Genomic DNA, 24,329 nt, shown 5'->3' on the forward strand with positions numbered 1-24,329 from the left:
CGACCAGCCACGAACTACCCGCAGCCTGCAAACAACCGAACCCGGCACATGCGACGCAGTCTGCACACAACGGAACCCGGCACAACCGGCGCAGCCTCACGCCCCCCAGCCGGCCTGAGTCCCACCAACCCGCTCGGCGACGATCCGCTCCTGCCAGCCGGACCGGCGATACGCCCCCATCGGGTCCGCGTCCAGCCCCAGCTCCTGGCGCACCTCGGCGAGCAGCGGCCGTACATCCGTGTTGTACGCGTCCATGAGCACCGCGTTCGCCTCCAGCACGTCACCGTCCCGCTGGGCGGCACCCAGCGCGTCCCGGTCGACGAGCAGCGCCTTCGCCGTGGCCTCCTGCACGTTCATCACTGACCGGATGATCGCGGGGATCTTGGCCTCGATGTTGTGGCACTGGTCGAGCATGAAGGCGATGTCGGAGGTGAACCCGCCGCCGCGGATGACCTCGTACATGATCCGGAACAGCTGGAAGGGGTCCGCTGCGCCCACCATCAGGTCGTCGTCGGCGTAGAAGCGCGAGTTGAAGTCGAAGCCGCCGAGCTTGCCCTCCCGCAGGAGGGTGGTGACGATGAACTCGATGTTGGTGCCGGGTGCGTGGTGCCCGGTGTCGACGACGACCTGCGCCTTGTCGCCGAGCTTGAGGCAGTGGGCGTAGGCGGTGCCCCAGTCGGGCACGTCCGTCGAGTAGAAGGCGGGCTCGAAGAACTTGTACTCCAGCAGCATCCGCTGCCCGTCGCCGAGGCGCTCGTAGACCTCGGCCAGTCCCTCGGCGAGCCGGTCCTGGCGGCCGCGGAGGTCGTCCTGCCCGGGATAGTTGGTGCCGTCGGCGAACCACAGCTTCAGGTCGCGCGATCCGGTGGCGTCCATGATGTCGACGCACTCCATCAGATGGTCCAGCGCCTTGCGCCTGACCGCCGCGTCCGGGTGGCAGATGCTGCCGAGCTTGTAGTCGTCGTCCTGGAAGGTGTTGGAGTTGATCGCGCCCAGCTTCACGCCGTGGTCCTCGGCGTACTTCGCCAGAGCGCCGTAGTCGTCGACCTTGTCCCACGGGATGTGCAGGGCGACCGTCGGGGCCACGCCGGTGAACGCGTGCACCTGGGCCGCGTCCGCCAGCTTCTCCTGGGGGGTGCGGGGCACGCCCGCTTGCGTGAACACCTTGAACCGGGTCCCCGAGTTCCCGTACGCCCATGACGGCGTCTCGACTGCCTGGGTCTTGAGTGCGGCCTTCACCGCGGCGAGCTCGGTCACTTCAGGGCTCCTGTGACGTCGGGCCGGAACGGCATCCGTGTGAATCGATTCAGAAAGCGAAGCTTAGGCGCGTCAGCAGGGGTGTCAAGCGCTCTCGCACACCTTGTTGCTCGTGGCCTGACCGTGACCTTTGGCTCTCGAAGCAGTCTCGAAACTTTTTCGAGGCGCACCCATTGACGGAACACGGGCCGCGCGCCTAACGTCCCGGCAACCAAGTTGAAACCTTTCACGACGTCGCGAGCAACCGGTCGACGTCGTCGAGGAGCCCCTCATGACCCACCCGTCCGACACGGGTCCGGCCCCGGTGCTGGCGCTCGAGGACATCTCGAAGTCCTTCGGCGCGGTGCGCGCCCTGCGGGACGTTTCCCTTGAGCTGTTCCCCGGCGAGGTGCACGCGCTCGCCGGTGAGAACGGCGCGGGCAAGTCGACCCTGATCAAGACGCTCGCCGGTGTGCACCGGCCGGACGCCGGCCGGGTGCTGCTCGACGGTGAGCCCGTCGTCTTCCACGGGCCCGGCGACGCACGCGACGCCGGTATCGCCGTCATCTACCAGGAACCCACGCTCTTCCCCGACCTTTCGATCGCCGAGAACATCTTCATGGGCCGCCAGCCGCGCCGCGCGCTCGGCCGTATCGACCACAAGGCCACCCACGCCGCCACCCTGTCCCTGATGGAACGGCTCGGCGTCGAACTCGACCCCGACCGCCCGGCCCGCGGTCTGTCCATCGCCGACCAGCAGATCGTCGAGATCGCCAAGGCGCTCTCCTTCGAGGCCCGCGTCCTGATCATGGACGAGCCGACCGCCGCGCTCACCGGCAGCGAGGTGGCCCGGCTCTTCGGCGTCGTGCGCACCCTGCGCGAACAGGGCGCCGCGGTGCTGTTCATCTCGCATCGGCTGGAGGAGATCTTCGAGATCTGCCAGCGGGTGACCACCCTGCGCGACGGCGCCTGGATCTCCAGCGAGCCGATCGCGGACATGACCGAGGACGACCTCGTACGACGCATGGTCGGCCGCGAACTCGACGAGCTCTACCCGAAGCAGGACGTCAAGCCGGGCGACGTCGCCCTGAGCGTACGGCGGCTGACCCGGGAGGGCGTCTTCACCGACGTCTCCTTCGACGTGCGCCACGGAGAGATCGTCGGACTCGCCGGGCTCGTCGGCGCCGGACGCACCGAGGTCGCACGCGCCGTCTTCGGCATCGACCGCTGGGACGCCGGCGAGGTCGAGGTGCACGGGAGGAAGCTCACCAACGGAGCCCCCTCCACCGCCATGGCCGCGGGAGTCGCCCTCGTCCCCGAGGACCGGCGCGCCCAGGGCCTGGTGATGAACATGTCCATCGAGCGCAACATCGGCCTGACCGGACTGCGCACCACGGTTCGGGCCGGACTGATGGACCGCGGCGCCGAACGCAGCCGCTCCCTCGACTGGGCCGTCAAGCTCCAGGTCAAGTACGCCCGGATCGCCGACACCGTCTCCACCCTCTCCGGCGGCAACCAGCAGAAGGTCGTGCTCGCCAAGTGGCTCGCCACCGGCCCCAGGGTGCTGATCGTCGACGAGCCGACCCGCGGCATCGACGTCGGCACCAAGGCCGAAGTGCACCGGCTGCTCAGCGAGTTGGCGGCCGACGGCGTGGCCGTCCTGATGATCTCCTCCGACCTGCCCGAGATCCTCGGCATGGCCGACCGCGTGCTCGTGATGCACGAGGGCCGGCTGACCGCAGAGATCCCACGCGCCGAAGCCACCGAGGAAACCGTGATGGCCGCAGCAACCGGGAGGGCCGCCGCATGACGGTGACCACCCCCAACGAGACCCCCGTCGCCGAGGTGCCCAAGTCCAGCGGCACCCGCCTCGTCGACCGCGTCTTCAAGATGCGCGAACTCGCCATCCTGCTCGTCTTCCTGGTGATGATCGCCATCACCCAGGCGGGCAACAGCGAGTTCCTGTCGGAGCAGGGCATCAAGGACCTGCTCCTCAACGCGACGATCCTGGTCCTGGTCGCCACCGGCCAGTCCCTGGTGGTGATCACGAGGAACGTCGACCTGTCCGTCGGCTCCACCCTCGGCATCTGCGCCTTCGCCGCCGGCGACTATCTGCACGGCGGCGGCAACTCGTTCGTCGCCATCGTCCTCGCGGTGCTCATGGGCATCGGCTTCGGCCTGCTCAACGGCCTGCTCGTCAGCCTCGGCCAGGTGCCCGCACTCGTCGTCACCCTCGGCACGCTCTACATCATCCGCGGCATCGACTCCATCTGGGTCGGCTCCCGCCAGATCACCGCCGCCGACCTGCCCGGCGGCTTCGTGGACTTCGGCTCGGGCGGCATCTCGGCGGTGCCCTGGCTGGCGCTGATCGCGCTCGCGGTGCTGGTGGCGACGGCGTACTACCTCAAACACTTCGGCAGCGGACGCGAGTTGTACGCGCTCGGCTCCAACCCGGAGGCGGCACGCCTGGCCGGCATCCCCGTGCGCAAGCGGATCCTGGCCGCCTACACCTTCTGCGGCGCGCTCGCCGGACTCGCGGGCGCGCTGTACCTGGCCCGCTTCGGCAACGTCGACTCCGGTACCGGCAACGGCTACGAACTCACCGTCGTCAGCGCGGTCGTGGTCGGCGGCGTCGTCTTCACCGGCGGCTCCGGCAGCGTGTACGGGGCCGCGCTCGGCGCCCTGCTGCTGACCTCCGTCAACAGCGTGCTGCCCGCCCTCGGCGTCAGCTCCGTCTGGGTGCTCGCCATCAACGGCATCCTGCTCATCCTCGCCATCGCGGTCGACCGGATCGTCGCGCTGCGCGTGGCCTCCGCCCTGAAGAAGAGGAACGCCCGCCATGCCTGACTCCCTGACGCGCGCGGTCCGTTGGGACACGGTTGTCGGCGCGCTCCTGGTCCTGTTGCTGCTGCTGTCGTTCGGCACGGTCGACGGCTTCGGCAACGCCCTCAACCTGTCCTTCCTGATCGGCAACACCCTGCCGATCGCGCTGATCGCCCTGCCGATGACCCTGCTCGTCGTCTCCGGCGAGATCGACCTGTCCGTCGCCTCGACGGCCGGTCTGTCGGGCGCCGTCATGGGCAAGCTGTGGAACGAGGGCATGGCGATCGAGACGATCATCCCGCTGTGCCTGCTGCTCGGTGTGGTGTGCGGCCTCGTCAACGGCCTGCTCGTCACCCGGCTCGGACTGCCCTCCCTCGCCGTCACCATCGGCACCCTCGCCGCCTACCGGGGCATCGCACAGATCGTGCTCGGCTCCGACGCGGTGACCGACTTCCCCACCCAGTACCTGGACTTCGCGGCCGGACGCATCGGGGACACCTTCGTCCCGCAGGCCTTCCTGCCCTTCCTGGTGCTGCTCGCGATCGCCGTCGTCGTCCTGCACGCCACCCCGTTCGGACGCTCGCTGTTCGCCATCGGCGCCAACGAGGAGGCCGCGCGCTTCGCCGGCATCCGCGTCAAGCGCCACAAGCTGATCCTGTTCACGGTGACCGGTCTGATGGCCTCCCTCACCGGCATCTTCTGGGCGCTGCACTACGCCAGCGCCCGCTACGACAACGCCACCGGACTCGAACTCTCCGTCGTCGCGGCCGTGTTGCTCGGCGGCATCGACTTCGACGGCGGCAAGGGCACGCTCGGCGGCGCGATCGCCGGCGTGTTCCTGCTCGGCGCCCTGCAGAACGTGATGAGCCTGCTCAACGTCTCGGCACAGTCGCAGATCGTCGTCACCGGCGTACTGCTGGTCATCTCCGTGCTCGGCCCCCGGGTCGCGCGTCAGATCTCCATCGCCAGAGCGGGGCGCAGAGCCGCCTCGACTCCGACCTCCTGACCCCCGCTCGAAAAGGACCTCCGTCATGCGCAAGTCATCCATCCGCCGTACCTGCGCGGCCCTGGCCGCCGTCACCTCCCTCGCGCTCGCCGTGACCGCCTGCGGCGGCACCACCAAGAAGAACTCCGGCAGCGACGACGCGGCGGCCACCTCGACCGCCAAGGCCGACCCGAACGCCGAACTGAAGAAGGGCCTGACCGTCGGCTTCCTGCCCAAGCAGGTCAACAACCCCTACTTCACCTCCGCGGACAAGGGCGGTGAGAAGGCGCTCGGTGAACTGGGCAGCAAATACAAGGAAGTCGGCCCCTCCAGCGCCACCGACACCGCGGGCCAGGTGAGCTACGTCAACACGCTCACCCAGCAGCAGGTGAACGCGATGGCCGTCTCCGCGCAGGACCCGGGCGCCCTGTGCACCGCGCTCAAGCAGGCGATGAAGAACGACATCAAGGTCGTCACCTACGACTCCGACACCAAGCCGGAGTGCCGCAACGCCTTCGTCTCGCAGGCCTCCGCCGAGGACCTCGGCCGCACCGAGGTGCAGCTGCTCGCCAAGCAGATCGACTACAAGGGCGAGATCGCGATCCTGTCCGCCGCCCAGACGGCCACGAACCAGAACACCTGGATCGGGTTCATGAAGGACGAGCTCAAGGACCCGAAGTACAAGAACATCAAGCTGGTCAAGATCGCCTACGGCAACGACGACGCCCAGGCCTCCTTCCAGCAGACCCAGGGCCTGCTGCAGGAGTACCCGAACCTGAAGGGGATCATCTCCCCGACCACCGTCGGCATCAAGGCGGCCGCCCAGTACCTGTCCGGCTCCAAGTACAAGGGCAAGGTCGAGCTGACCGGACTCGGCACCCCCAACGACATGCGCAAGTACGTCAAGAACGGCACCGTCGAGGCCTTCGAGCTGTGGGACCCGGCCAAGCTCGGCGACCTCGCCGCCCGCACGGCCGTCGCCCTCGCCTCCGGGCAGATCACCGGCAAGGAGGGCGAGACCTTCAAGGCCGGCTCCACCGAGTACACCATCGGCAAGGACGGCGTGATCAACCTCGGCAAGCCGACGGTGTTCGACGCGAAGAACATCGACCAGTTCAACTTCTAGGCCCCTTCGTACCGTTCGGGAGCTGGTACTTCATGCAGCGTGTCTGTTTCCTCCTCAAGGTCCGCGAGGACAAGCTCGCCGAGTACCGCGAACGGCACGCAGCCGTGTGGCCGGAGATGTGCGCGGCACTCTCCGCCACCGGCTGGCACAACTACTCGCTCTTCCTGCGCGACGACGGCCTGCTGGTGGGCTATCTGGAGACGGAGGACTTCGCGGCCGCACAGGCCGGCATGGAGACCACCGAGGTCAACGCCCGCTGGCAGGCGGAGATGGCGCCGTTCTTCGAGTCGCTGGACGGCGCCCGCCCCGACGAGGCCATGAAGCCTCTCACGGAGGTGTTCCACCTCGCATGACTGCCGCCGACACCGGGCTCGTCGCCCCCGCGGTCACCCTCCTCGGCCGCACCCGACTCGACGCCACCGCCCTCCACTTCGTCTCCTACGACGGTCTGGTCAACACCAACTCCTTCCAGAAGAACGGGCTGTTCACCCACGGCGGCCATCAGTACGCCGCCTGGTACACCGCCACCCGCGAGGCCGTCGTCGCCCGCCGCAAGACGGGCACGTCCCACTGGTCGACGCTCACGCTGCCGCACCGGCTCAAGAGCGACGACTCGCACAACGTCATCTGTCTGGGCGCCTCCAGGACCGACGGCCGGCTCCACCTCGTCATGGACGCCCACAGCGACGGCTTCTGCTACGTGAAGTCGGCCGCCGGGCTCCTGGACGACCCGGCGCGCACGCCCTGGACCCCGTCCGCCTTCGGTCCGGTGCAGACCACGCTCGACGGCCTGCCGCTCACGACCCAGTTCACCTACCCCCAGTTCATCTCCACCCCGGAGGGCCGGCTGCAGCTGAGCTACCGCACCGGGATCTCCGGCGACGGCCGCAACGCCCTTGCCGAGTACGACGGTTCGGGCTGGACGGACCTGGGGGAGTGGACCAGCTCCACGGGGACGTACAGCAGCGCACACGGCAGCTCGACCGCCCGCAACATGTATCTGCACGGCATCGACTACGACACGAACGGCACCCTGCACGCCCTGTTCACCTGGCGCGAGCAGAACCCCGCCGTGCTGGGCGCTGGCGGAGGCCTCACCAACCACGACACGGGCTACGTCCGTTCGGACGACCGCGGCCGCACCTGGCGCAACGACGCGGGCACCGTCGTGGGGCGGACCGGCACGTCGGACACGGTGGCCGTCACCGACGCCGGACTGGTCGTCGACGCCCTGGGCCCCGACCACGCGCTGATGAACCAGGAGAGCCAGTGGACGGACTCCACGGGCCTGCCGCACGCGATCATCAGCCATGTCCCCGAGCGCCACGGCCGGTGCACCGCCGGCTACGTGGCCGACCGCACCGCCCACGGCCGCGCCTTCCACCTGCGCAAGGAGGCCTCGGGCGGCTGGCGCAAGACCGAGATCCCCGTCCCGCTCGGCTCCAGCCGGCGCACCAAGCTGGTCCTGGACGCCCACGACAACGCCTACGCCGTCCTCCCCCACGGCCGTATCGCGGGCGCCTCGAAGGCCGGCGCGTACACGGACTGGGCACTGCTGTTCGACGGCCATGGGCTGAACGCCTTCGGCGAGGTCGTGATCGACGAGCCACGGGTGGCGGCGGAGGGCGTCCTGTCCTTCATGTACCAGGAGACGTCGAGCGGTACGACACCCTCGGCACTCCACGTCGTCGACTTCGGACTGCCCGCGTGACCGGGCGTGACGTGCCCGATGTTGACGGTAATGTGATGGCCTTTAGGCCGTCCTGCTCTCCTCTGGAGGTCCCTGCCTGATGTCCCAGTCGGTGGGTATCAAGGACGTCGCCCGCGCCGCCGGAGTCTCTGTCGGCACGGTGTCGAACGTGATCAACCGTCCCGACACGGTCGCGACGGAGACCCGGGCCCGGGTGCAGTCCGCGATAGACCGGCTCGGCTATGTCCGCAGCGAGTCCGCGCGACAGCTGCGAGCGGGCCGCAGCCGGATCATGGGGCTGCTCGTGCTGGACATGGGCAACCCGTTCTTCGTGGACGTCGCGCGGGGTGCCGAGCGCGCAGCGCGCGACGCCGGGCTCGGCGTGATGGTCTGCAACAGCGCCCAGAGCGCGGGCGAGGAGGCCGAGTACCTCGCGCTCTTCGCCGAGCAGCGGGTGCGGGGCGTGCTGCTCACGCCGTCGGACGCCTCCGGGCGCAACATCGAGACGTTCCGGCGGCACAACATCCCCTTCGTCCTCGTCGACCGGGTCGCCGAGGGCACCACCGAGTGCTCCGTGTCGGTCGACGACGTGGCGGGCGGCGCGCTGGCGGTGCGGCACCTCGCCGACGCCGGACACCGCAGCATCGCGTACGTCAGCGGCCCGCCGGGACTCAACCAGGTGCGTGACCGGCGCACCGGCGCCCTGAACGCGCTCGCCGAGGCGGGCCTCGGCCCCGAGTGCCTGCGCGAACTGCCCACCGAGCGCCTCGACGTGGCCGCGGGCCGCGACGCCGGGGCGCGGCTGCTCGGCCTCGCCGAGCGGCCCACCGCCGTGTTCTGCGCCAACGACCTGCTGGCCCTCGGGGTCCTGCAGGCCATGTACGCGGCCGGCGTCGGTGTCCCCGACGACCTCGCGATCGTCGGCTACGACGACATCGAGTTCGCGGCCGCCGCGGCCGTACCGCTCACCTCGGTCCGCCAGCCGGCCGTCACCATGGGCGCGCTGGCCGCCGAACTCCTGCTGGAGGAGAGCGAGGCCGAGGCCGGGACCAAGCGGCACGAGCACCGCAGGGTGGTGCTCCAGCCGGAACTGGTCGTACGGCGTTCGAGCCTCTCCGTCCGCTGATCACCCGTTCAGTAGGATTTCATGATCCCGGGGCTCGGTTACCGGACGAACATGTGATGAAGTGGGACGCGGCCCGAAACCCGTCCGTCCCTGGAGACCAGTTGACCGCCACCTACCGCCAGCCCGGAGTCGTCCTCACCGACCGGCACTTCACCGTGCCCCTCGACCACGACGACCCCGCCGGAGAGACCATCGAGCTCTACGCCCGCGAGGTCGTCGCGAGCGACAAGGCGCAGCAGGACCTGCCGTGGCTGGTCTATCTCCAGGGCGGTCCCGGCTTCGGGGCGAATCGTTTTGTCGGGAAGCAGGCATGGCTCGGCCGCGCCCTGGAGGACCACCGGGTCCTCCTTCTCGACCAGCGCGGCACCGGCCACTCCACGCCCGCCAACCGGCAGACGCTCCCGCTGCGCGGCGGCCCCGCCGAACAGGCCGAGTACCTCACCCACTTCCGCGCCGACGCGATCGTCCGCGACTGCGAGGCGATCCGCGCACAGGTCACCGGCGGCGCCCCCTGGACCGCCCTCGGCCAGAGCTTCGGCGGCTTCTGCACCGTCAACTACCTCTCCAGCGCCCCCGAGGGACTCGCCGCCGCCGTGATCACCGGCGGTCTGCCCTCCCTCGACGCCCACGCCGACGACGTCTACCGCGCCGCATATCCCCGCATCGAACGCAAAGTCGTCGCGCACTACGCGCGTTACCCGCAGGACGTCGAGCGCGCCCGCCGCATCGCCGACCACCTCCTCACCCACGACGTGACCCTGCCGAACGGCTACCGCTTCACCGTCGAGGCCTTCCAGTCCCTCGGCATCCTCCTCGGCGGCAGCGAGGGCAGCCACCGGCTGCACTACCTCCTGGAGCACGCCTTCGTCCGCACCCCGCAGGGCCCGGCGCTCTCCGACGCGTTCCAGGAGGACGTCCAGGGCCTGCTGTCGTACGCGAGCCACCCGCTCTACGCCCTCGTCCACGAGGCGTGCTACGCACAGGACGAGCGCCCCACCGCCTGGTCGGCCGAACGCGTCCGCGCGGAGTACCCGCAGTTCGACGCCGCGAAGGCGCTCGCCGGCGACGGCCCCCTCCTCTTCACGGGCGAGTCCGTCCACCCCTGGATGTTCGAGTGCGACCCGGCGCTGCGCCCCCTGCGCGAGACGGCCGAACTCCTCGCCGCCCGCACCGACTGGCCACCGTTGTACGACCCGGCCCGCCTCGCCGCCAACGAGGTGCCGGTCGCGGCGGCCGTCTACCACGACGACATGTACGTCGACACCGCCCATGCCCTGCAGACGGCGCGCGGCATCCGCGGTCTGCGCACCTGGGTGACCGACGAGTTCGAGCACGACGGGGTGCGGGCGGGTGGCCCCCGGGTCCTCGACCGGCTGCTGGCCCTCACCCGCGACGAGGCCTGACCCTCCGGTCACGGACCGGTTCGCGACCGCTCCCCTACGACATGCCCTGCGCCACATTCGGACATAAGGTTCATCTCGCCGTGTTCCATGATCGTGCGAGAGGACATCGACGATGACGTCAGGGGCATCCCACCGGGCGCGACGAGCGGGCCGGTTCCGGCCGGTCGCCGTCGTGCTGGCCGCGGTCGCGGCGAGCACGATCACCTTGGTCTCCTGCGGCTCGGACGACGACAACGGCGGTTCGAGCACGCCGTCCACCGAACGGCCCACACCGCCCGACACGGCGTCCTTCTCCGGGACGGCGCCCTCCGCCCTGTCGTCGGCCGAGGCATCGGCACGCGCGCGTGCCTCTGCGGCGGCATCGTCCGCCTCCGCCGCAGCGTCCTCGTTCGAGGCGTCCGTCTCGGCGGACACCGAGCGGGCCAACAAGGCCGCCGAGAGCGAACTGAAGAACGTGGGAGGCCAGGGCAACGCGATGTCCGACGTCGCCATGACCGGCAAACCACGCTCCCAGACCGGCGGCCTGCTCGCCGTCGTCGTCACCATCACCAACAAGACCGACAAGAAGGCGTCCTACGCCGTCCAGATCGACTTCCGCGACCCCTCAGGCAAAACCGTCGAGACCCGCTACGTCGGCGCGGAAGACCTCGCCCCGGGCAAGAAGGCCCAACCCCTGGCCATCAGCCGCAAGCCGCCCGAGCCGGTACTGACGCCGAAGCTGGTGAGGGCGCAGCGGTACTGACGGCGTTGGTGCTCAGCGGTTGGCGTTGAGTTCGTCGACTGCGCCCTGGACGTCACCGATCGTCGTGTAGTCGACGGCGATGAAGTTCACCGGTCTGCCGCGGTCGTGTTCGCACGCGTGGGCTCGGTCGAGTGCGTACCGGCGGGCGTTGACCTTGCCTGCGTCGAGGCGGCTGCCGCCGTTGTTGGTGATGAAGTGGTTGAGCAGGAACAGGCGTTTGCCGGTGCCGCCGCGGTTCGGTACGCAGGTCATCTCCTGGGGGGACCGGAACGCGAACGGTGTTTCCATGCCGTAGCGGTAGAAGTTGCGGTACCAGGACGCCGGGCCGTCGGCCTGCTCGGCGAAGACGACCAGTCGGCGGCCGCTGTCGATCATTTCGCCGAGGGTCGGCCAGGGCTTGGCGGGGTCCGGATCCGGGGTGTGGAGCAGGTTGGTCAACCCAGCCTGCTGGAAGGCCTTTTCGGTGTCCTTGCCGCTGATCGCGTCCTGCACGATCAGGGTCACGACCTCCGTCGGATGCGCGCGCATCCAGGACCCGAGCTGCTTGAGCGTCGGCACGAGCGGGATCGCCCCGGCCCGGCACACCGCATGGCACAGCCACAGCCCCTCGCGCGGCGGATTGACCCGCTCGACGGCCGAGGCGATGAACTCCCGCTGCTCCGGCGTGAAGTCGGACTCGGCCAGCCGCCCGGTGATCTCGTCGGGCCGCTCCCAGCGGTACGTGTCGAGCTGCAGCGCGCGCACGCCGTCGTCCAACTGCGCCGGTATGGCCGGGTCCTGGAGCGGTCCGATGAACCGGTCGACGGTGGTGGAGTTGGCGTTGTGGGAGGTGAGGTAGGCGACCTCGTCGTAGCGCCGGTCGCACAGCCACGCATGGCCCTCGCACACCCGCGGCGTGGACGGGCCGACCGCGAGCGGCACCGCGAGCATCCCGGCGACGGCCGCCCCGCTCGCGGCGAGCGCGACCCAGCGGGCCCGCAGCGGGGAGAAGGACGGCCGGGGACGCACCTGAAGGAACCAGCCCACCCCCGCCAGAAGCGCCCCGGCCGCGACGGGCACGAGTGCCGTGACCACGGCGGTGATCGTGACCTTGTCGAAGGCCGCGAGCTGCAGGTCGTCCACGAGCCGCGCCAGGCTGGGCGGCCACGACGCCCGGGCGTCGACCACCCGTCCGTCGGCGACCAGACGCACCAGCGCGGCACCGAGCGCGGTGAGCGCTCCGCCCCCAGCGAGAGCCCAGCCCACCGGCATCAGCCGGCGCCCCGGCGCGGACGGCCCGGTGAACCACAGCACCAGGAGCGAGACGACGACCAGCGACGCCGACAGAGCCTCCGTGAGACCCAGTCCGAAGGAGGTGTACGGACGCGCCCGGTGCAAAGCCGTGAGGTCGTTGCCCGACGCTTCGAGGGTTCGCGTCAGGTCCCAGGTGGCGCCGCCCGCGGTGGCCCGCAGCCGGGCCGCCGCGTCCCGGGTGCGGTCCGTCACCGCGGCGGGCGCGACGGCGGCGAGGGCGGTGGCGACGTCCCCGTCGGCCAGGGCGCCCTCGACCTCGGGCCGCAGACCCTCGCGCCCCGGCCCGGTCACGGTGCGCAGCAGCGCGTCGGCCGCCCGGCCGGCCTGCTCGTCCGTCAGCGGAAGGCTGGGCAGTCCGGCGGGGACGCGTCCCGCGGTCACCTCGCGCAGGGCCGCGGACAGGTCCGCCGAGAACGCGGCGAAGTCGGGCTCGGGCTGCTCCTGGACGGAGGAGACGAGGTCGCCGAAGTAGATCTGCGTCAGGTCGTTGAGGTTGCTCAGGACCGGGGCGAGATCCACGGTCAGTACGAGGGTGTCCCGGTCGCCGTCGAGATAGCCGACGACGCTGTCGATCTGCCGGCCGGTGAGGTCGCGCACGGAGTCCGGCGGCAGGATCACCTTGATGTTGGAGGACAGCTGCGCCTCGGGGATCGGCAGCCGGGCCAGCAGGGGGCGGGTGACGGAGACCGCGTGCGGATCGACGAGGACCTCGTCGTAGAGGCGGTCGTAGGCCCGCTGGTCGTCGAGGACCGAGCGGTAGAAACCGGGGGAGACGACCGTGCTGCGGGCGGTGGCCGCCGCGGCGCACACGAGCGTGCTCAGCAGGGCCAGCACGAAGGCCGCGACGCGCATCAGTCTGCGGGGCGAGACCGGGCCCATGGCTCCACCTCGGGTGGGTGACGTCCTCATCGTCGCCCTGTGCCAGGGGTCCCGCAATCGGGGATTACGGCCTTTTCGGCTCAGGCGGCCACGGCGAGCGGGCCGAGGGTGCGGTACGGGTCCACGATCCGGCCGTCCGGCAGCAGTTCACCGGTGTCGTCGAACACGATCGTCCCGTTGCACAGCAGGCTCCAGCCCTGTTCGGGGTGGGCCGCGACGATCACCGCGGTGTGGTGGTCCGGGCTGTCGGCGGTGGGGCACGAGGGCCGGTGCGTGCACATGATCTCTCCTCGATGTGTATGGGGGCTCCCGCCTGAAGTGGGGCTCTCAACTGTGGTGTCCGAGCTTGTTTTCCGTTGTATGAAGAGACCCCCACGAGGCCGGGAACTCATCGGTGCGGCCGGGTTCTTCCGACGTCGATGTCAGACCCCTGTGCGACCTTGAGAGGAGGAGGAAAGGAGCGCACGCGAAGGGGGGCGGTGACATGGGCGACGTCGACGCGCAGTTCCTGCGGGGCCTGTTCGACGAGGAGGGCACGCTGTACACCGGGGGCCGGACGGCGCTGTACCGCCTGCACGGCCCGGAGGGCCTGCTCTACGTCGGCATCTCGGTCTCCCCGCTCACGCGTGTCCGCACGCATCTGCGGGAGCAGCCGTGGGGTCCGAGCGTGATCGGCATACAGATCGACTACCCCGAGGACGCCGAGGCGGCCGAGCGGGAGGCCGTCTTCACCGAGCGCCCCAAGTACAACGTGGTCTTCAACGGCCGCCAACCGCCCCCGCCTCCGGACCCCGCGTCCCGGCTGAGGACCGAACTCGCCGTGGAGCGGCGCCGGTTGGCGGATTTCGAGGCGGCCGTACCGCAGTCGCCGACCCATCTGCGGCTCATCGAGCGCGGGATCGGGTCGAAGAGGGCGAGGATCGCGAAGCTGCGGGAGGAGATCCGGCGGATCGAGGAGAGCGAGCAAGAGAGCGGCCGGGACGGCGGCCGGGGTCCTGCCGCGCCCGGATACGCTGGGCGTCATGCCAGATCAGACAGCCGACCGGACCGGCCTGCGCGGTGACTGCGAGCACTGCTTCGGGTTGTGCTGCGTCGCCCTACCCTTCTCCGCCTCCACCGATTTCGCGATCGACAAGGCGGCCGGCCGCCCCTGCCCCAACCTGCGGACCGACCACCGCTGCGGCATCCACGCCCGGCTGCGCGACAAGGGCTTCACCGGCTGCACGGTCTACGACTGCTTCGGCGCCGGGCAGAAGGTCTCGCAGGTCACCTTCGGCGGCCAGGACTGGCGGACCGGGCCGCCGGAGCAGGCTAGGCGCATGTTCGACGTGTTCCCTGTCGTACGGCAGCTGCATGAACTGCTCTGGTATCTCACCGAGGCGCTGACCCTGCCGGCCGCCCGTCCCCTCGCGACCGACCTGCGCCGTTCCCTCGAAGCGACCGAAAAGCTCACCCTCCTCGCGCCCGAGGAACTGGCCGCGCTGGACGTGGCCGCACACCGGCAGGAGGTCAACGTACTACTGCTGAGGACCAGTGAGCTGGCGCGTGCGGGCGTCCGCGGCCGCAAGAAGGAACGACGGGGCGCCGATCTGATGGGCGCCCGCCTCAGGGGCGCCGATCTCCGGGGCGCCAACCTGCGCGGCGCCTACCTCATCGCCGCCGACCTCACCGGCGCCGACCTCCGCAACGCCGACCTGATCGGCGCCGACCTGCGCGACACCGATCTCACCGACGCCGACCTGACCGGCGCCTTCTTCCTCACCCAGCCCCAGCTCAACGCCGCCCGCGGCAGCGCGGGCACCCGGCTGCCGGAGTCAGTCACTCGCCCCGTGCACTGGACAGCGCAGCGCTGACGGCGCCTCGGCGGGGGGCGTTTCGGTATCGGCGGGCGTGGCGGTGTCGACGGCCGTTCCGGCACCTGCCCCGGTGCTCGTCGTGCGGCGTTCCAGATGCAGCCGTAGCCCCTGTGGCATCAGCGTGAGCCGTTCGGTGACCCGAAGCCGGTAGGCCGGGTCGGGTCGCAGGTCGTAGCGGCGGAGCAGGAGGCCGAGCACCAGGGTCGCCTCGTGCAGCGCGAACTGCCGCCCGATGCATGCCCTCGCGCCCGTCCCGAACGGCTTGAAGGTGTGCGCGGGACGCGACCGTACGGCCTTCGGGTCGAAGCGGTCCGGGTCGAACCGCTCCGCGTCGGTGCCCCACACCGCGGGGTCGCGGTGCAGCATCATCGTCAGGACCAGCGCCCAGGCGCCGCGCCTCATCGGATGGTCCCCGGCCAGCAGCGTGTCCTCGCGGGCCTCCCGGGCGAAGGCCGGAGCCGTCGGCCACAGCCGCAGCGCCTCGTCCAGCACCCGGCGCACATAGCGCAGCTTGGCCACCTGGTCGTAGCCGGGCGCCGCGGTGTCCCCCCACACGGCGTCCACCTCGGCCCTGGCGCGGGCGGCGACCTCGGGATGCCGGGAGAGATGGTGCAGGGCGAACGAGAGCGCACCCGACGTCGTCTCGTGACCGGCCACCAGGAACGTGATGACCTGCCGGCGGACGTTCTCGGCGGACAGCCGCTCCCCGGTCTTCGGGTGCGCCGTCTCCAACATCCGGTCCAGCAGGTCCCCGCCCCCTCGGCCGCCGGAGGCGCGCCGGGCCCGGACCAGCTCGTCGACCGTGCGGTTGAGGTACGCCATGTCGGCCTCGTTGCGCCGCGAGGCCCCCCGCAGCAGATACGGCGCGAGCGGCGCCGGCACGGTGTTCAGCCGCTGCGCGTACGACAGCGTGCCCACCATCGCGGACACGAAGGGATGCGGCCGCGACCGCTCGAAGGACCCGAAGTCGTGCCCGAAGCCGGTGCGCGCGATCGTCTCCAGCGTCAGCTTGGTCATGTCCCCCGGCACGTCCACCGCCCGGCCCGCCGTCTGCTCGCGGTCCCAGTGGTCGGTGAGCCGGTCGGCCACCGCCAGCATCATCGGGTGGTAGCCCTCCATCGCCTCACGGCTGAAGCCCGGCGCCAGGACGTCGTGCGCCAGCTGCCAGTTGGGCTCGTGGTTGTACGCCGTGAACAGCGCGTCCCCGACGACGGGCCGTAGATTGGCGACGCCGAGGCCCACGTGCTTGGCGAACCTCGACTCGTCCGCCATGTCGGCCGCCAGTTCGCCACCCCACACGAACACGAACTCGTTGCCGAACGTCTTGCGCCGGAAGATCGGCCCCAGCTGCCGTGCGTAGCGCATGGAGTCCTGGACGGGGGTGCGCCGGTCGGCGCCGAGGATGTCGCCGAGCAGGGGGATCCGATGCGGGGGATGCGGGATGCGGTGCAGTTCGGGCCAGCCCTGTTCGGCGCTGCGGAACCCCTTGGGAAGCGGGGCCGCCGTCGCCGGTGCGGCCCCCGTCGTCGTCTCCGCCATGACGCGATCTCCCTTGAATCAGCGGCAGGTTGAGCCGTCGTACAGCTGTTGTACGTGAGTTCAATAACGTGGTTCAGTCTGGTCCTGTCGTTGAACCGGCGTCAAGTAAAGTGCGGACATGGCCGCGAACCAGGGCGAACGCGCACGGCGTCGGCTCAGCACCGAGGAGCGCAGGGAGCAGCTGCTGTCGGTGGGGGCGCGGTTGTTCTCGGAGAGCCCGTACGACGACGTGTGGATCGAGCAGGTCGCCGAGATCGCCGGTGTGTCGCGCGGGCTGCTGTACCACTACTTCCCGACGAAGCGGGACTTCTTCGCGGCCGTCGTGGAGGGCGAGAGCGAGCGGATGCTGCGGATGACGGCGGCCGTGCCCGGGGTCCCCGCGCGCGAGCAGCTGGCGGCCGGTCTCGACACGTTCCTGGAGTACGCGCACGCCCATGCCCACGGTTTTCGCGCCTTCCATCGCGCGGACGCGGCGGGGGACACGACCATCCGCCGGATCTACCAGCGGGCGCTGGCCGCCCAGGAGAAGCAGATCCTCGCGACGATCGCCGCCGACCCCGAACTGGGCGAGGCGGCCCGGCTGCGCCCGGACCTCGAACTGGCCGTCCGCGGCTGGCTGGCCTTCACCACGGCCGTCTGCCTGGAGTGGCTGCGGGGCTCGGATCTGACCCGGGAACAGGTGCGTGATCTGTGCGCGCGGGCGCTGCTGGGCGTCATCGCGCCCTGAGGTGTTCGTGTCGTCTACGCCGAGTTCCTGACCGTGCGCGGTTTGCACCGCCCCATGGTTGGCCTCCGCCCCGATCTTCGATAGGTTAGGTGAGCCTTACCTAAGGAGGTTCGGGATGGGTGACAGCCCCAGCTGGACGGCCGCGCCTTCCGCGGCCCAACGGGCCCGGTCGGTGCTCGCCACCGCCTGGTCCTGCGCGGTGACCGCGGACGGCGGACGCGAGGAGTTCGTCGGTGCGCACACCGTGGACGAGGACGGTCGGGTGCTGCTGGAGGTGCCCGAGGACAGCGCCCTGCTCGCCGCCGCGATCTGCGCGCCGCGCGGAGAGCCGCACGCGGTGCTGGAGTTCGCCGACGTCGCACCCGTCCCGGTCAGAAGCCGTATCAGGGCACGGCTCTGGCTCGCGGGGTACTTCGTCCCCGAGGACGGCGGCCGGCTGGCGGTGAGGGCCACCAGGCTCGTGCTGCGCCAGTCGTCCGGCGCGGTGGTCGTCGACACCGACGACTTCGCCGCGGCCGAGCCCGACCCGCTCGCGCTCGCGGAGGCGCACCTGCTGACCCATCTCGCGGACTGCCACTCCGACGCCGTCGAACGGCTCACCCGGCTCGTGGACCACGCCAGTCTGCACGGCGCGGTCCGCGTCCAGCCCCTCGCCGTCGACCGGCACGGACTGACCCTGCGCATCGAGCGCAACCGTGCCCACGGCGACGTACGACTGCCGTTCCACACCCCCGCCGACGACCTCGCACAGCTCACGGAGCGCATGCACGCCCTGCTCGCGCAGGCCAGTGCCGCGTCCTGTCCGCGGGCCCTACAGCGGCAGCGCACAGACCGCGACCGGTGAGGCGAACGGCTCGCCCGCGAGCCGCAGTTCACCGCTTGCGGTGTCCACCCGGAAGACGCTGACGGTGCCGGATTTCTGGTTTGCTGCGAACAGCAGGGTGTCGTCCGGGGAGAAGGCGATCTGGCGTGGGAAGTCGCCGGACACCGGCACCGTGTCGAGGAGTCTGAGGCGTGCTCCGTCCGCCTCGATCGCGTAGCGCGCGAGGCTGTTGTGGCCGCGGTTGGCGAGATAGGCGTACGAGCCGTTTGCGGTCACCAGGATCTGCGCCGGGTAGTTGGTGCCCGCACCGGAGCCCGTGGGCTGCGGGTCGCCGATCGTCAGGCCGCCGGTGGCGGAGTCGTACGTGCAGACCGTGACGGTGTCGTCGACCTCGTTGGCCAGATAGGCGTACCGGCCGCCGGGGTGGAAGGTGAGATGGCGCGGGCCCGCGCCCGGCCGGGTGTGCGCCTGCGCGACCTCGGTGAGGGTGCCGCGGCGCTCGTCGAGCCGGTAGGTGTAGACGGTGTCCGTGCCCAGGTCCACGGCGAGCACATGGCCGCCGTCCGGGGCGGTGATGAACTGGTGGGCGTGCGGGCCCTGTTGACCGGGCCCGGGCGCCGGCGTGGAGTGCTCCACCACGTCGGTGCGCTCGCCGAGCGCGCCCGAGGCGTCGATCGGGTGCACGGCCACGCTGCCCGACGCGTAGTTGGCACTGAGCAGCCAGTTGCCGCTCGGGTGCACGGACAGATGGCAGGGGCCCGCCCCGCCGGTGCTGCGTGCCCCCAGGATCGTGCGGTCGGCGAGACGGACGGCGGTGACGGCGCCGTCGTCCCGCTCGTCCACCGCGTACAGCGTCCGGCCGTCCGGGGAGAGCGCCAGATACGACGGGTCGGCGACGCCGGTGAGGGTTCCCGTGCCGGTGATGCTCCCGCTCGTGGGGTCGTACGTGGCGAGACCGATGCCCTTGCCGCCGCCCTCGACCGAGGTGTACGTGCCGATGTACAGCGGGCGGGGACCCGTGGCGCGCGGCGACGGCCGGTGCGCGGAAGGCTCGGGGGCGGCGGGCGTCGCCCGGTCGGGGTTCGTGGCGCCGTGGCCGGACTCGGACCGGGGCGGTGCGGGCGCCGGCAGCCCCGTCGCCGCGGCCGCGCCCCCGAGCGCGCCGACGAAGCGGCGCCTGCTCCAGCCGCCGCCCGCCGCTCCTGCCCCGCTGCCCATGTGTGCACCTCGAGTGATCGCTCGTCCCGTTCGTGACAAGCCACCATGGCGTGGGCCGCCGGGTGCACGCAAGAGCGGCAACACGCGTTGCGCACCATGCAATGGAACCGTGGGAGGAAGGCGTACGTCCGTCGGCGTCCTCAGTCGGAACGCCCGTCGCTCCCCGCACGCCTGCGGCGCAGCACCTCCGGCATGCGCAGCCGGTCGGAGTCGCGCAGCCCCTCCCGCACCCTGGTCAGCCGCCGCAGGCGCTCGCGCTGCTCACGGGAGGTGCGGTCCAGCTCCTCGAAGAGCCGGCGCGAGCGGTGCTCGGTGTCCATCTCGTCGATGATGCGGTTCACCTCGGTCAGTACCGCGCCGTACAGCTGCCAGGTTCTGGCGTCACGCTGGACCTCCTCCAGAAGCAGCTGGGCCAGCTTGTCGCGGGTCGCCGCGGCCTGCCGCAGCTCGGCGGCCAGCCGGGACTCCGCCGACTCGGCACTGGCGGTGACATGGCTGGTCACCAGCACCGCGAAGCTCACCACGGCATCGGCGATTTCGGACAGCAACTGCTCCACGGCGGCGCCCGTCGCGGGCGCGAACAGCCGCTCGGGATCGCGTTCCTTGGCGAGGTCGGTGAAGGTCCGCGCCAGCACCCGCAGCACGACCGTGCAGATCTCCAGCGTGTCCAGGCCCGTGCGCAGCACCACCCGGTGCAGCAGACCCTCGCTCACGCGCGGATTGAGCCGCAGACTGTCCTCGGCCTGCCGCAGGGCCGCGTCCACCTCGACGATGTCGTGGTCGAGCCGGCGCGCCTCGTGCAGCCGCTCCGTGGCCCGTTCGACGGGCGTGCGGCCCGAGGCCTCCTCGCCCATGCGCAGCATCAGCTGCCGCACCCGCCGGGCCAGCCCCTCGATCGACTCGCCCGCCTCGTCCACCCACACGGGCGGCGCGAACAGCAGGTTGCAGCCGAAGCCGACCACCGCGCCGATCAGTGTCTCCACGATCCGTGCCCAGGCCGTGTCCCCGACGGCCGTGACGCCGAGCACCAGCATCGCGCTGATCGCCACCTCGGGGACGTACTCGTCGACCCGCACCAGGCGCCCGACCGCCAGCGACGCCACGATCAGCAGGGCCAGGCTCCACCAGGTCAGACCGACCAGCAGGGAGAAGGCGATGGCGACCAGGACGCCCGCCACCACCGCGTTCACCCGGCGGATGCCGTTGGTGAGGGTGGCGTACAGGGTGACCTGGACGACCAGCAGCGCGGTCAGCGGTGCGGTGAGCGGGGCCGCCTCGGGGCTGAGGCGCAGCGCGACGACGTAGGCGATGGTCGCCGCGGCCGCGGACCGCAGTGTCTGTACGACCACCGGGTCCCGGCGCAGCTTCACGAAGCGCACCACGGACGCCGTCCACTCACGTACATCTCGCATCCTCGGGCGGTACTCCTTCCTCGGGCGCATCGGGCACAACCGCCGACTGTCTCTGAGGACCGTAACCGAGCGGGCGCCCGGACCATGACCCGCGCCACCCGGCCGACGCCCTCGACGGTGAACCGGTAATCGGGTGGCGCCCGTTCTCCTGGTCCGTACGATCGACACTGATCACCCGGACGGGAGAGGGCCGAGGGACGGGAAAGGACCGAGGCAGGCAGTGGACTTCGGTGCTGTCGGGACACCGCGGGCACGGGCCGCGCTGCGGTACGTCGCCGCCCTGTCCGCGGGCCCGCCGGTCGACCCCGGTGTGCGGATCACGCTGAACTTCCACCCCGACCGGCTCATCGGCGGGCTGCCCGTCCTCCAGGCGCTCGCCCAGGACGGCGCCTACCACTCGCAGTTCGTCACCGGCACCAGCAACGGCGGCCTCACCGCACACCCCGGCGGCGACCGCCACCGCTGGGAGAGCAGGATCTTCGGCGGCGTCTACGACGATGCCGACCCGCACGAACGACCCGTGTACGGCGCGCTGAACTTCCGGCACCAAGTGGTCGGCGCGGCACCGCGGTTCGGCTCGTCGCACTTCCGGCTCGGCGCGGACGCCCTCGCCCGTGCCACCTTCTGCTATCCCGACAGCGCGGCCGAGCCGGCCGACTTCGGCGTCGCCGCCGGCATGTCCCTCGTCGCCCTCGCCGAGGCCGACGAGCGGGACGCCCTCGACGACTACGTCGAGGCCCAGGTCCACGGCGGCGTCCTGCTCGCCGCGCACGTGGAGGCGCTCGTCCTGGACGCGAGCTACCGCGGCACGCCCGTCGAGGCGGCGGCCCGACTGCTGCCCTGCCCCGTCCAGTGGCACCCCGGCTACCGGCTGACCGTGCCGGAACTGCTGGACCACGCCGACTTCCGCGGACAGCAGTACGTGGAGCTGGGCGCCCGGATCGCCGAGGACGGGGTCGTCGATCCGCGGGTCATCGGCGACGCCGCCCGCACGGGCCGGTACGAGCTGCAGGATCTGAAGAAGGTGTGGCACACCCTCGCCCGGTTCGGTGCCCCCGAGGGGGCCGGCAGCGCCTGTCAGCCGGGCGGCCACACCCCGGGCGTGAGCACGCCGAGCGCATAGGCCCGGGCGACCAGTTCGGTGCGGTTCGAGGCCTCCCAGCGCGCCGACAGCCGCCGCAGGTGATAGGTGACGCCGTCCGTGGTCAGGCCGGTCTCCTTGGCGGCCCTGGCCGTGGTGGCGCCCCCGGCGAGCAGCGCGAGGATGCGGGCCTCCACCGGCGTGACCCGCTCGGGCTCCTCGACGAGCGGCTCGCGTTCGCCCTGCACGCGCAGCATCACCAGCAGGGCGGGCGTGTCCTGCACGCTGTCGCTGACCGGATCGGCCGTCAGTTCCCCGAACCGCTCGGCCCCGCCCGGCGCCTCCCAGCGCACCGAAACCTCGTACCGCGAGCGGTGCCGCAGCCGCAGCGCCTCGGCGATCCGCTCCACCTGACCGGCCTGCTGCGGCCGGAACAGCTCCAGCACGTCACGGCCGCGCAGCCGCCCCGGCGTCGTACCGCACTCGGCCGCCATCGCGGGATTGGCCAGCAGGACGGCGCCGTACACATCGCACACGGCGACGGGCACGGCAACCCGGTCGAAGAGCGTGAGGGCACGGTTGCGCCAGACCACGGCCTCCGGGCTGCCGTCCTCCACTCGCACCTCCGGCCTCCTCCGCACGTCCCGCACGTGACCTGACGGGAGGGACGCACTCCATGTACACCCCACCCATCATGCAGGCCGGCGCTCGCTACACGCTCAGCCAGGCCGCGTGATCGGGCGCCAGCGTGCCGTCGCGCACGGCCCGGCTGGCGAGCAGGACCGAGGCGTGCTCCGGCAGCCGGTACGGCTCGGTCGAGAGGTTGACCACGCACCGGAAGCCCGGGTCACGGCCGAAGACCAGGACCCCGGCCGGCGCGTCGAGCCAGGTCATGTCGCCGTCACCGAGAGCGGGGTGCTCGCGGCGCAGACGCAGGGCGCTGCGGTACAGCTCCAGCATCGAGTCCTCGTCCCCGGTCTGCGCGGCGACGCTGAGGTCCCCCCACAGCTCGGGCTGCGGCAGCCAGGGCTCGGCCGTCGCACCCTCCGGGCTGAAGCCGTACGGCGCGCTCCGGCCCGACCACGGGATCGGCACACGACAGCCGTCGCGACCCCGGTCGGTGTGCCCGGACCGTTCCCACACCGGGTCCTGCAGCACGCTCTCCGGCAGGTCCTCGACCTCCGGCAGCCCGAGCTCCTCGCCCTGGTAGACATACGCGCCGCCGGGCAGCGCGAGCATCAGCAGGGCCGCCGCACGCGCCCGCCGCGTGCCCAGCTCCAAATCGAGGGGGCCCTCGGGCCGGTACGTCTCGTTGGCCACCCAGCGCTTGACCACCGTGCGGCCGTAGCGGCTGGGGTGGCGCACGACGTCATGGTTGGAGAGCACCCAGGTGGCCGGCGCGCCCACCGCGCCGAGCATCGCGAGCGAGTCGTCGATGACGGCCCGCAGGTCCTTGGCGTCCCAACCGGACATCAAGAAGTCGAAGTTGAACGCCGTGTGCAGGCCGTCCCGGCGGACGTAGGCGGCGAGCCGCTCCGGGGTGTCGGCCCAGGCCTCGGCGACGAACGAGCGGTCGCCGGGGAACTCGTCGGCCACCCGGCGCCACGCGCGGTAGATGTCGTGGACCTCGTCCCGGTCCCAGTGCGGATGGTCGACGTGCTGCCGCCGATCCCCGGCCGGCGCGTCCGGGCGGGGCGGCAGGTCGGGCAGTTCGGGATGCTTGATCAGGCCGTGCGCCACATCGATGCGGAAGCCGTCCACGCCCCGGCCGAACCAGAACCGCAGCACGGACTCGAACTCCGCCCGCACGTCCGGGTGTTCCCAGTTCAGGTCCGGCTGCTCGGGGGCGAACAGATGGAGATACCACTCGCCGTCGGGCAGCCGCGTCCAGGCCGGGCCGCCGAAGCAGGACACCCAGTCGTTGGGCGGCTCGGCCCCGCCGGGTCCGCGGCCGGCCCGGAAGACATAGCGCTCCCGCTCCGGGCTGCCCGGCCCGGCGGCCAACGCGGCCCGGAACCAGGCATGCTGATCGGAGGTGTGGTTCGGCACGATGTCGGGGATGACGCGGATCCCGTGCGCGTGCGCCTCCTCGATGAGCTGCTCGGCCTCGGCGACCGTGCCGAACAGCGGGTCGATCTCGCGGAAGTCGGCGACGTCGTAACCGTGGTCGGCCATCGGCGACTTGTACCAGGGGTTGATCCAGATCGCGTCGACGCCCAGCCACTTGAGATACGGCAGCCGGGAGCGGATGCCCGCGATGTCGCCGACGCCGTCGCCGTTCGCGTCGGCGAAACTGCGGATGTAGACCTGGTAGATGACGGCGTCGCGCCACCACGGTGCGGTGCTGGTGGACATGTCGGTGCGTACTCC

General features: G+C 71.2%; 22 protein-coding genes. 14 read left to right on the top strand and 8 right to left on the bottom strand.

The genetic code is table 11. The annotated features are described in order from the left end of the window. Window positions 1–96: 96 nt before the first annotated feature. Window positions 97–1,257, bottom strand: a complete 1,161-nt coding sequence (rhaI, locus tag MQN93_RS20695; RefSeq protein WP_016430819.1) for an L-rhamnose isomerase — start codon at window positions 1,255–1,257, stop codon at window positions 97–99. A gap of 271 nt (window positions 1,258–1,528) precedes the next feature. Between rhaI and MQN93_RS20700 the strand changes: the two genes are divergently transcribed. The 9 genes from MQN93_RS20700 (at window position 1,529) to MQN93_RS20740 (ending at window position 11,131) form a co-directional block, all read left to right on the top strand. Then, window positions 1,529–3,046 carry a sugar ABC transporter ATP-binding protein gene (locus MQN93_RS20700; RefSeq protein WP_242710720.1) on the top strand — a complete coding sequence of 506 codons (1,518 nt, stop codon included), beginning with the start codon at window positions 1,529–1,531 and terminating at the stop codon, window positions 3,044–3,046. After that, window positions 3,043–4,083: an ABC transporter permease gene (locus MQN93_RS20705; RefSeq protein WP_016430817.1), complete on the top strand. Its 1,041-nt coding sequence runs from the start codon at window positions 3,043–3,045 to the stop codon at window positions 4,081–4,083. Before MQN93_RS20700 ends, MQN93_RS20705 begins: the two co-directional genes overlap by 4 nt. Beyond that, entirely contained in the window at window positions 4,076–5,065 is a 990-nt protein-coding gene (locus tag MQN93_RS20710) for an ABC transporter permease (RefSeq protein ID WP_016430816.1), read from the top strand. The genes MQN93_RS20705 and MQN93_RS20710 overlap by 8 nt, the downstream gene beginning before the upstream one ends. Before the next feature lie 25 nt (window positions 5,066–5,090). Next, a complete protein-coding gene (gene rhaS, locus MQN93_RS20715; RefSeq protein WP_016430815.1) occupies window positions 5,091–6,170 on the top strand; it encodes a rhamnose ABC transporter substrate-binding protein in 1,080 nt (359 codons plus the stop codon). 32 nt (window positions 6,171–6,202) lie between these two features. Beyond that, on the top strand, window positions 6,203–6,523 hold the full coding sequence (locus MQN93_RS20720; protein WP_242710721.1) for an L-rhamnose mutarotase: 321 nt from the start codon (window positions 6,203–6,205) through the stop codon (window positions 6,521–6,523). Continuing rightward, a complete protein-coding gene (locus MQN93_RS20725) occupies window positions 6,520–7,881 on the top strand; it encodes a BNR repeat-containing protein (RefSeq protein ID WP_242710722.1) in 1,362 nt (453 codons plus the stop codon). The genes MQN93_RS20720 and MQN93_RS20725 overlap by 4 nt, the downstream gene beginning before the upstream one ends. A gap of 79 nt (window positions 7,882–7,960) precedes the next feature. Continuing rightward, window positions 7,961–8,986, top strand: a complete 1,026-nt coding sequence (locus tag MQN93_RS20730; protein WP_016430812.1) for a LacI family DNA-binding transcriptional regulator — start codon at window positions 7,961–7,963, stop codon at window positions 8,984–8,986. A 101-nt stretch (window positions 8,987–9,087) separates the two neighbouring features. Then, window positions 9,088–10,389 (top strand): alpha/beta fold hydrolase, encoded by a 1,302-nt coding sequence (locus MQN93_RS20735; protein ID WP_242710723.1) that lies wholly within the window; start codon window positions 9,088–9,090, stop codon window positions 10,387–10,389. 112 nt (window positions 10,390–10,501) lie between these two features. Then, window positions 10,502–11,131, top strand: a complete 630-nt coding sequence (locus tag MQN93_RS20740) for a hypothetical protein (protein ID WP_242710724.1) — start codon at window positions 10,502–10,504, stop codon at window positions 11,129–11,131. Window positions 11,132–11,143: 12 nt separating this feature from the next. Here the strand turns inward: MQN93_RS20740 and MQN93_RS20745 are convergent, their stop codons facing one another. Beyond that, complete coding sequence (locus tag MQN93_RS20745) at window positions 11,144–13,303, bottom strand: phosphoinositide-specific phospholipase C-related protein (protein WP_242710725.1); 2,160 nt, start codon at window positions 13,301–13,303, stop codon at window positions 11,144–11,146. Window positions 13,304–13,383: 80 nt separating this feature from the next. Then, window positions 13,384–13,584 (bottom strand): DUF5999 family protein, encoded by a 201-nt coding sequence (locus MQN93_RS20750; RefSeq protein ID WP_016430808.1) that lies wholly within the window; start codon window positions 13,582–13,584, stop codon window positions 13,384–13,386. A 203-nt stretch (window positions 13,585–13,787) separates the two neighbouring features. Between MQN93_RS20750 and MQN93_RS20755 the strand changes: the two genes are divergently transcribed. Together MQN93_RS20755 and MQN93_RS20760 are read left to right on the top strand one after the other, a co-directional pair. Continuing rightward, entirely contained in the window at window positions 13,788–14,366 is a 579-nt protein-coding gene (locus tag MQN93_RS20755) for a GIY-YIG nuclease family protein (protein WP_242710726.1), read from the top strand. Continuing rightward, on the top strand, window positions 14,326–15,156 hold the full coding sequence (locus tag MQN93_RS20760; protein ID WP_242710727.1) for a pentapeptide repeat-containing protein: 831 nt from the start codon (window positions 14,326–14,328) through the stop codon (window positions 15,154–15,156). Before MQN93_RS20755 ends, MQN93_RS20760 begins: the two co-directional genes overlap by 41 nt. On the opposite strand, the gene MQN93_RS20765 is transcribed toward MQN93_RS20760, so the two are convergent. Then, window positions 15,118–16,698, bottom strand: a complete 1,581-nt coding sequence (locus MQN93_RS20765) for a cytochrome P450 (protein ID WP_242710728.1) — start codon at window positions 16,696–16,698, stop codon at window positions 15,118–15,120. The genes MQN93_RS20760 and MQN93_RS20765 overlap by 39 nt on opposite strands. Before the next feature lie 118 nt (window positions 16,699–16,816). Here MQN93_RS20765 and MQN93_RS20770 point away from each other — a divergent pair, with 118 nt between their 5' ends. Continuing rightward, window positions 16,817–17,425, top strand: a complete 609-nt coding sequence (locus MQN93_RS20770) for a TetR/AcrR family transcriptional regulator (protein WP_242710729.1) — start codon at window positions 16,817–16,819, stop codon at window positions 17,423–17,425. Between the two features lie 115 nt (window positions 17,426–17,540). After that, window positions 17,541–18,269, top strand: a complete 729-nt coding sequence (locus tag MQN93_RS20775) for a DUF2470 domain-containing protein (RefSeq protein WP_242710730.1) — start codon at window positions 17,541–17,543, stop codon at window positions 18,267–18,269. Here MQN93_RS20775 and MQN93_RS20780 read toward each other — a convergent pair. Beyond that, window positions 18,237–19,466 (bottom strand): lactonase family protein, encoded by a 1,230-nt coding sequence (locus MQN93_RS20780; protein WP_242710731.1) that lies wholly within the window; start codon window positions 19,464–19,466, stop codon window positions 18,237–18,239. The two genes, MQN93_RS20775 and MQN93_RS20780, sit on opposite strands and share 33 nt — an antisense overlap. 140 nt (window positions 19,467–19,606) lie before the next feature. Continuing rightward, complete coding sequence (locus MQN93_RS20785) at window positions 19,607–20,878, bottom strand: FUSC family protein (protein ID WP_242710732.1); 1,272 nt, start codon at window positions 20,876–20,878, stop codon at window positions 19,607–19,609. Window positions 20,879–21,098: 220 nt separating this feature from the next. Between MQN93_RS20785 and MQN93_RS20790 the strand changes: the two genes are divergently transcribed. Then, window positions 21,099–22,001, top strand: coding sequence for a DUF3626 domain-containing protein (locus tag MQN93_RS20790; protein WP_242710733.1), 903 nt, complete (start codon window positions 21,099–21,101; stop codon window positions 21,999–22,001). On the opposite strand, the gene MQN93_RS20795 is transcribed toward MQN93_RS20790, so the two are convergent. After that, window positions 21,956–22,576: a PAS domain S-box protein gene (locus MQN93_RS20795; protein ID WP_242710831.1), complete on the bottom strand. Its 621-nt coding sequence runs from the start codon at window positions 22,574–22,576 to the stop codon at window positions 21,956–21,958. The genes MQN93_RS20790 and MQN93_RS20795 overlap by 46 nt on opposite strands. A gap of 94 nt (window positions 22,577–22,670) precedes the next feature. Beyond that, on the bottom strand, window positions 22,671–24,314 hold the full coding sequence (locus MQN93_RS20800; RefSeq protein WP_242710734.1) for a glycoside hydrolase family 13 protein: 1,644 nt from the start codon (window positions 24,312–24,314) through the stop codon (window positions 22,671–22,673). Window positions 24,315–24,329: the final 15 nt, after the last annotated feature.

The organism is Streptomyces spinosisporus, assembly GCF_022698145.1.
Lineage (GTDB): Bacteria > Actinomycetota > Actinomycetes > Streptomycetales > Streptomycetaceae > Streptomyces > Streptomyces spinosisporus.

Coding starts and splice junctions, on each gene's coding strand:
- MQN93_RS20770 (WP_242710729.1), top strand. CDS start 16,817: ATGGCCGCGAACCAGGGCGAACGCGCACGGCGTCGGCTCAGCACCGAG.
- MQN93_RS20780 (WP_242710731.1), bottom strand. CDS start 19,466: ATGGGCAGCGGGGCAGGAGCGGCGGGCGGCGGCTGGAGCAGGCGCCGC.
- MQN93_RS20700 (WP_242710720.1), top strand. CDS start 1,529: ATGACCCACCCGTCCGACACGGGTCCGGCCCCGGTGCTGGCGCTCGAG.
- MQN93_RS20730 (WP_016430812.1), top strand. CDS start 7,961: ATGTCCCAGTCGGTGGGTATCAAGGACGTCGCCCGCGCCGCCGGAGTC.
- MQN93_RS20765 (WP_242710728.1), bottom strand. CDS start 16,698: ATGGCGGAGACGACGACGGGGGCCGCACCGGCGACGGCGGCCCCGCTT.
- MQN93_RS20755 (WP_242710726.1), top strand. CDS start 13,788: ATGGGCGACGTCGACGCGCAGTTCCTGCGGGGCCTGTTCGACGAGGAG.
- MQN93_RS20800 (WP_242710734.1), bottom strand. CDS start 24,314: ATGTCCACCAGCACCGCACCGTGGTGGCGCGACGCCGTCATCTACCAG.
- MQN93_RS20710 (WP_016430816.1), top strand. CDS start 4,076: ATGCCTGACTCCCTGACGCGCGCGGTCCGTTGGGACACGGTTGTCGGC.
- rhaS (WP_016430815.1), top strand. CDS start 5,091: ATGCGCAAGTCATCCATCCGCCGTACCTGCGCGGCCCTGGCCGCCGTC.
- MQN93_RS20705 (WP_016430817.1), top strand. CDS start 3,043: ATGACGGTGACCACCCCCAACGAGACCCCCGTCGCCGAGGTGCCCAAG.
- MQN93_RS20760 (WP_242710727.1), top strand. CDS start 14,326: ATGCCAGATCAGACAGCCGACCGGACCGGCCTGCGCGGTGACTGCGAG.
- MQN93_RS20785 (WP_242710732.1), bottom strand. CDS start 20,878: ATGCGAGATGTACGTGAGTGGACGGCGTCCGTGGTGCGCTTCGTGAAG.
- MQN93_RS20750 (WP_016430808.1), bottom strand. CDS start 13,584: ATGTGCACGCACCGGCCCTCGTGCCCCACCGCCGACAGCCCGGACCAC.
- MQN93_RS20725 (WP_242710722.1), top strand. CDS start 6,520: ATGACTGCCGCCGACACCGGGCTCGTCGCCCCCGCGGTCACCCTCCTC.
- MQN93_RS20720 (WP_242710721.1), top strand. CDS start 6,203: ATGCAGCGTGTCTGTTTCCTCCTCAAGGTCCGCGAGGACAAGCTCGCC.
- MQN93_RS20745 (WP_242710725.1), bottom strand. CDS start 13,303: ATGGGCCCGGTCTCGCCCCGCAGACTGATGCGCGTCGCGGCCTTCGTG.
- MQN93_RS20740 (WP_242710724.1), top strand. CDS start 10,502: ATGACGTCAGGGGCATCCCACCGGGCGCGACGAGCGGGCCGGTTCCGG.
- MQN93_RS20775 (WP_242710730.1), top strand. CDS start 17,541: ATGGGTGACAGCCCCAGCTGGACGGCCGCGCCTTCCGCGGCCCAACGG.